Here is a 6,449-nt window from a genome sequence, read left to right as displayed (position 1 = left end):
ATTTTTAAATGGTGTTTTAGCTCTATTGTATTAATTTATAGGCCCTTGTTAAAAGCAAGTGCTGTTTTGTGTATTTCATCAATTGTGCTGGAGCTTTGTAGGGTGTCCTATAGGGAACAGAGCGCTAATGACGACAAAGGTAAAATGAAAAAACTTTATTGTCATAATTCTGTCATATTTACTTATTAAACTTTACCCATTATTTGAGACCTTTGTATAAATAGGAGCAATCATCAGAAACTCACCCACCCACTTGGTGATTTTTCCTGCGACACCTAGCAGCCTTTAGGCGGGTAAACCTAGCCTTAGTCCTGCTAGGATAAGGTTTAAGGAAATCACCAATTGGGCAAAAATTGGGTTTTTCCAATCATCCCTATTTATGCAAAGGTCTCTATTTAATAAAAACGGTAAAAATAACAATCTTATCGTTGAAAATTTAGGGTAAATCCTAATACTTTATCAAAGGTAAAATTAACCAACTATATGCATATGATAAGTTTTATATTTAAGCAATTAACATGAGCTTTGGCGCTATATTTACTGCGCTCATGGCGTTGCTACTTCTAGGATATTACACTGGAAGGAAGCGCTCAATCAGCTTGTCTGATAAGCGTAATCAGCGTCTGCATTCATTGCCACAACACTATGGTTATTTGATTGCATTTTGGAGTAGTGTCCCTGCATTATTAATTTTATTATTTTGGTCTGTTTTAGAGTCATCTGTTATTAATTCTGCGATTGTTGCCCAGCTACCGGCGCAGCTACAGCAGTTATCAGCAGATGAGCTTGAGTTGCTTATTAATGAGATTATTAATTTATCTCACTCGGGGGTTGCTATAGGTGATGATGTCAAACGCCATGCAGTCTTTTATTATAACGCGTTAATTGAGTTTAGTGATTGGGTCAAATCAGTCATCGTTTTCGTTTTGGCATTTATAGGTATGTTTATCGCATTAGCTTTCGTTAAACCAGAAATGAAAGCGCGCAATTTGGTTGAGAGGTTAATACGCTGGTTTATGATTGGTTGTGCCTCAATTGCAGTTTTGACAACTATTGGTATTATATTTTCAGTGATATTTGAGTCTATTATTTTCTTTAAAGCTGTTAATGTGTTTGATTTTTTGTTCGGTACTCATTGGAGCCCACAAGAGGCTATTCGCGAAGACCAAGTCGGCGGCTCTGGTAGTTTTGGTGCCTTGCCTTTATTTGTTGGAACTTTATTAATTTCGTTTGTTGCCCTAGTGATTGCCGTACCTTTGGGGCTTATGTCGGCTATATACCTGTCAGAATATTCGTCGCCTAGATTTAGGTTGTTTGCCAAGCCAGTTTTAGAAATGCTAGCTGGCATTCCAACGGTTGTTTATGGTTTTTTTGCTGCGATAACAGTGGCCCCTTTTATTCGTGATTTGGGTGAGTCGCTTGGTTTGAGCTTGTCATCTGAAAGTGCATTGGCAGCGGGCATCGTAATGGGGGTAATGATTATTCCATTTGTATCTTCACTCTCAGATGATGTTATCTCTGCTGTGCCACAAGCAATGCGCGATGGCTCATATGCAATGGGCGCTACCAAATCTGAGACTATCAAGCAAGTGATTATTCCTGCAGCGCTTCCTGGTATTGTTAGTGGCGTGTTGTTAGCGGCTTCTCGTGCAATTGGTGAGACGATGATTGTGGTTATGGCAGCAGGTTTATCAGCGAATTTAACATTCAACCCCTTAGAGGCAGTGACGACAGTTACAGTGCAAATGGTAGCCTTATTAACAGGTGACCAAGAGTTTGATAGTACAAAAACGCTTGCAGCATTTGCGTTGGGACTGGGGTTATTCTTAACCACATTGGTGCTTAATATTATCTCATTGTATGTAGTGCGTAAATATCGAGAACAATATGATTAGTAACACAAAAAAAATAAAAAATAAATTAGCCAAACGCTATGCAAAGGAAAAGCGTTTTCAAATTTATGGGTTGGGCGCTATTGTTATTAGTATTGCATTTTTGTTGTCATTATTAATAAATATCTCAACAACAGGGTTTCCAGCTTTTCAACAAACTTATATTAATATTGATGTTGATATAGACAGTAAATTGCTCAACTTAGACGGCAAATATAGTGAGCAAGCGCTATTTAGTGCGAATTATAGAAAAGTTATTAACCAGTCACTAAAAACACTGTTTCCCGGTGTTGAGGATAGGAGGCAAAAAAGAGCGCTTAGACAATTAATTAGCAAAAGTGCAAGATATCAGCTTAGAGATTTTGTTATGAATAATCCCGATACTATTAACACCAAACAATCTTTATGGTTTTTAGCTAGAGACGATGTTGATGTATTTATGAAAGGGAGTATTGATAGATCTTTGCCAGAATCAGACCGTAGACTCAAGAATTTTCAACTGGTTTGGATTGATAAATTATTGACTGAAAATCGCCTTGAAAAACGATTTAACATCAACTTTTTTACCCAAGGAGATTCTAGAGAGCCTGAACAAGCAGGCATTAAAGGTGCAATGATTGGCTCATTGTTGACAATGCTGGTAACTGTGCTTTTGTCTTTTCCAATTGGTGTTTCAGCAGCTATATATCTTGAAGAATTTGCACCAAAAAACAATAGATGGGTAGATATTATTGAGATTAATATTAATAATTTGGCCGCTGTGCCTTCCATTGTTTTTGGGCTGTTAGGATTGGCAGTGTTTATTGGCTTTTTTGGGGTTCCGAGGTCAATTCCATTGATTGGAGGCTTGGTGTTAACATTAATGACGCTCCCTACTATTATTATCTCTTCTAGAGCGGCATTAAAGGCTGTCCCCCCATCTATCCGTGAGGCAGCATTAGGTTTGGGTGCATCACGCGTACAAACCACCTTTCATCATGTTGTCCCAGCTGCCATGCCTGGCATACTAACAGGCACCATTATTGGTATGGCACAAGCATTGGGCGAAACTGCGCCACTGTTAATGATTGGCATGGTTGCCTTTATTGCAGATGTGCCCCAAGGTATTACAGACCCATCTACGGTGCTTCCAGTGCAAATATACTTATGGTCTGATTCACCAGAACGCGCATTTACAGAGAGAACTTCAGCGGCTATCATGGTGTTGTTAGGGTTCTTAATCGTTATGAACTTGTTGGCGACAATAATGCGTAGAAAATTTGAAAAGAAACGGTAGAATAAGATGATGATAAATACACACAAGCGTGAAGAATTTGATATAGAGATTAACCAGACTGTTGGCAAGCCTTTTATCAAGGATGCAAAATTTTCTACGCGTAATGTTGATGTTTTTTATGGTGAAAAACAAGCCATATTTGATGCAAATATAGATATTGGTAAAAATCAGATTATTGCTATGATTGGCCCTTCTGGATGTGGAAAATCCACCTTTTTACGATGCCTTAATCGTATGAACGACACCATTCAAGATTGCCATATAAGCGGTGATATTAGGTTAGATGGTGAAGATATTTATCAAAAGCAACAAGACCCTGTTTTATTGCGTGCACGGGTCGGAATGGTTTTTCAAAAACCAAATCCTTTCCCAAAATCTATTTATGACAATGTTGCCTATGGGGCAAAACTACACGGATTAGCAAGTAGCAAGATTGAGCTTGATGAGTTGGTCGAAAAAAGCTTAACTCGAGCAGGTCTTTTTAAAGAGGTTAAAGACTCATTGCACAAACCTGGCACTGGACTTTCTGGCGGCCAACAGCAACGATTATGTATTGCTAGAACTATTGCCATTGACCCAGAAGTTATTTTGATGGATGAACCAACTTCCGCACTTGACCCAATTGCGACCGCTGTTATTGAAGAGTTGATGATTAGTTTAAGTAAGAAATACACCATTGCAATAGTCACGCACTCTATGCAGCAGGCAGCCAGAGTATCACAAAGAACCGCTTACTTTCATTTGGGGTATTTGGTTGAGGTGAATGACACAAATACCGTGTTTACCAACCCAGAACATCGATTGACTGAAAACTATATCACCGGTAGGTTTGGATAATAATTAGGAGGCTATTCATGGAAACACAGCAACATATTTCACGACAGTATAATCAAGAATTAGAGAGTGTTAAAAGTAAAGTTCTGAAGATGGGCGGGATGGTTGAAGACCAAGTAGAAAAGTCCATTAGCGCACTGATTGAGCAAAATAGTGAGCTGGCAAAAGAGGTTGCAGAATCAGATTATAAAATTAATAAAATTGAAGTTGAGATTGATGAAAGTTGTGCCCAACTCATTGCTAAAAGACAACCTGCTGCTGGGGATCTTAGGCTTATTATTGCAATTATTAAGGTCATTACAGACCTTGAGCGTATTGGCGATGAAGCGGAAAAAATTGGCCGTTACACCCAAAAACTAACCTCTATGAAGGATGAGGTTAATATGTACGCTGAACTCTCTAGACTGGGGGATAAGGTCATTACTATTTTACGAGATGCACTTGATGCATTTGCTCGTATGGATGTAGAACAAGCGATTAGAATAGCTGGAACCGATAGACAAATTGATGAAGAGTTTGAGCGAGTTTCCAGAATATTGGTCACACATATGATGGAAAACCCTCGCAATATTAAGACTATGTTGCATGTTATTTGGTGTGCAAGGGCCTTAGAGCGAATCGGCGACCACGCTCAGAATGTTTGTGAGTATGTGGTTTACTTGGTTAAAGGTCAGGATGTTCGCCATATGGAATTAGAGTAGGGAAATCGCATGAACAATGATATGTTTACAATCTTAATTGTTGAGGATGATAAAGCGATAATAGAAATGCTTAGTATATCTCTTCAAGCTAAACACTACCACATACTCAAGGCTAATACAGGCGCTCAAGCAATAAGCCTATTGGGTGATAATGATGTAGATTTGGTGTTGCTTGATTGGATGTTGCCAGATGTTGATGGCACTCAGCTGATTGGCAAAATCAGAAAATTTGAGGGTTTTCAGTATTTACCAATCATGATGTTAACAGCAAAATCTAATGAAGAAGACAAAGTGAAAGGGTTTGATATGGGTACCGATGACTATATGACTAAACCAGTATTGTTAAAAGAGCTGGATGCGCGTATTCGTTCTTTATTGCGCAGGTCACAAGGGCTTACTGCTAGTAATGAGTTAATTGTTGACAATATTGTTATTAACCCAGTGCAACAATTATTAACCATCGGTGGCAAGGCTATTACTATTGGCTCGACTGAGTTTCGATTGTTACACTTTTTGATGAAAAATAAAAACAGGGTGTTTAATCGCTCTCAGTTACTTGATGGGGTTTGGGGAAGGTTTGTTGCCATAGATGAGCGTACTGTTGATGTTCATATTTTAAGACTGAGAAAAACATTAAAACCTTGTGAGGCAGATAGCTACATCCAAACTGTGCGCAATATGGGCTATCGATTTAGCATTAATACAACATCATGAAGCCCTCTATTTTGTCTATTGAAAAGTGGCGTATAGCGATTGTTATATTTGTAATGCTGATTGGTAGTTTATTAACAGATGCCTGGCTAATAAGTATAGCATTAAGTTTATTTGGCTATATTGTTTGGATGTATTACAAGGTTTATCAGTTCTATACTTGGATAATTAACGGAACCAGTCAAAATAATGTGCCAGACAGTGATGGAATATGGGACAAGATTAACTATAAAGTACTACAAGACAAAAACAAAAGTAGCGATAGAAAAAAGCGCATGAATGCTTTGTTAAAACGCTCACAAAGTATTTTAAAAGGGTTTCCTTATGCTGCTATTGTGCTTAATCAAAACAATGAGGTTGATTGGAGTAATAGCAAATCCAGTGTTTTATTAAATATTGTTAAAAATGATAGAGGGCAGCGTATTAACAATTTAATTCGCTCCCCTAAGTTGTACAAGTTATTGAGTGCCAATGAAGATGGCAGTGAGATTGAAATAGAGTCTCCTAAAGACTCGTCCATACAGTTGGTGTTAAAAATTATTGCAATTGGCGTTGATTCAAAATTGTTAATCGCACGCGATATAACACAAAGAAACAAAACATTAGAAATGCGCAAAAGTTTCATTTCCAACGCATCTCATGAATTACGCACACCACTAACGGTAATCTCAGGTTATCTGGAAATGATCAAAGAAGATAAAAATTTACCAAAATCATTGTCCAGCCCGATTGACACTTCCTACGAACAAACTGAACGAATGCAAAATATCATTGAAGATTTGTTGACACTTTCACGCTTAGAAAGCACCGATGATATTCAAGATATTAGCACAAGCATAAATATGGAAAAAGTTATCAATCATGTGTGTCAAGATTTAAATCAAGCGGTGACGATAGAGATTAATACCGATGAGGTGATAGTTGGCGTTGAAACAGAGATTATTAGTTTGTGTACCAACCTAATACAAAATGCAATATTTTATACCCCAAAGGGGTACAAAAATCATCGTCAGGTGGCATGCGGATGGCAGCAAC

Annotated in this window: 7 protein-coding genes; all 7 read left to right on the top strand. The window is 38.0% G+C overall.

Translation table 11 applies throughout. The features are described 5' to 3' along the window. A partial coding sequence (locus tag BAZSYMA_RS10230) for a hypothetical protein (protein WP_206599452.1) occupies nt 1–189 on the top strand: 189 nt, incomplete at its 5' end. Between the two features lie 329 nt (nt 190–518). Beyond that, entirely contained in the window at nt 519–1,895 is a 1,377-nt protein-coding gene (gene pstC, locus BAZSYMA_RS06655; protein WP_090716951.1) for a phosphate ABC transporter permease subunit PstC, read from the top strand. Beyond that, nucleotides 1,888–3,168 (top strand): phosphate ABC transporter permease PstA, encoded by a 1,281-nt coding sequence (gene pstA, locus BAZSYMA_RS06650; RefSeq protein WP_090716948.1) that lies wholly within the window; start codon nt 1,888–1,890, stop codon nt 3,166–3,168. Before pstC ends, pstA begins: the two co-directional genes overlap by 8 nt. Nucleotides 3,169–3,174: 6 nt before the next feature. Continuing rightward, on the top strand, nt 3,175–4,005 hold the full coding sequence (gene pstB / locus BAZSYMA_RS06645; protein WP_090716946.1) for a phosphate ABC transporter ATP-binding protein PstB: 831 nt from the start codon (nt 3,175–3,177) through the stop codon (nt 4,003–4,005). 17 nt (nt 4,006–4,022) lie between these two features. Continuing rightward, nucleotides 4,023–4,703 (top strand): phosphate signaling complex protein PhoU, encoded by a 681-nt coding sequence (phoU, locus tag BAZSYMA_RS06640; protein ID WP_090716943.1) that lies wholly within the window; start codon nt 4,023–4,025, stop codon nt 4,701–4,703. A gap of 9 nt (nt 4,704–4,712) precedes the next feature. Beyond that, complete coding sequence (locus tag BAZSYMA_RS06635) at nt 4,713–5,417, top strand: winged helix-turn-helix domain-containing protein (RefSeq protein WP_237732966.1); 705 nt, start codon at nt 4,713–4,715, stop codon at nt 5,415–5,417. Next, a partial coding sequence (locus BAZSYMA_RS06630) for a phosphate regulon sensor histidine kinase PhoR (RefSeq protein ID WP_090716941.1) occupies nt 5,414–6,449 on the top strand: 1,036 nt, incomplete at its 3' end. The genes BAZSYMA_RS06635 and BAZSYMA_RS06630, both read left to right, overlap by 4 nt.

It is taken from the genome of Bathymodiolus azoricus thioautotrophic gill symbiont (genome assembly GCF_001298715.1).
GTDB lineage: Bacteria > Pseudomonadota > Gammaproteobacteria > PS1 > Pseudothioglobaceae > Thiodubiliella.
The sequence above is the reverse complement of the archived record's forward strand: the minus strand, read 5'-3'. Positions and strand labels throughout refer to the sequence as shown.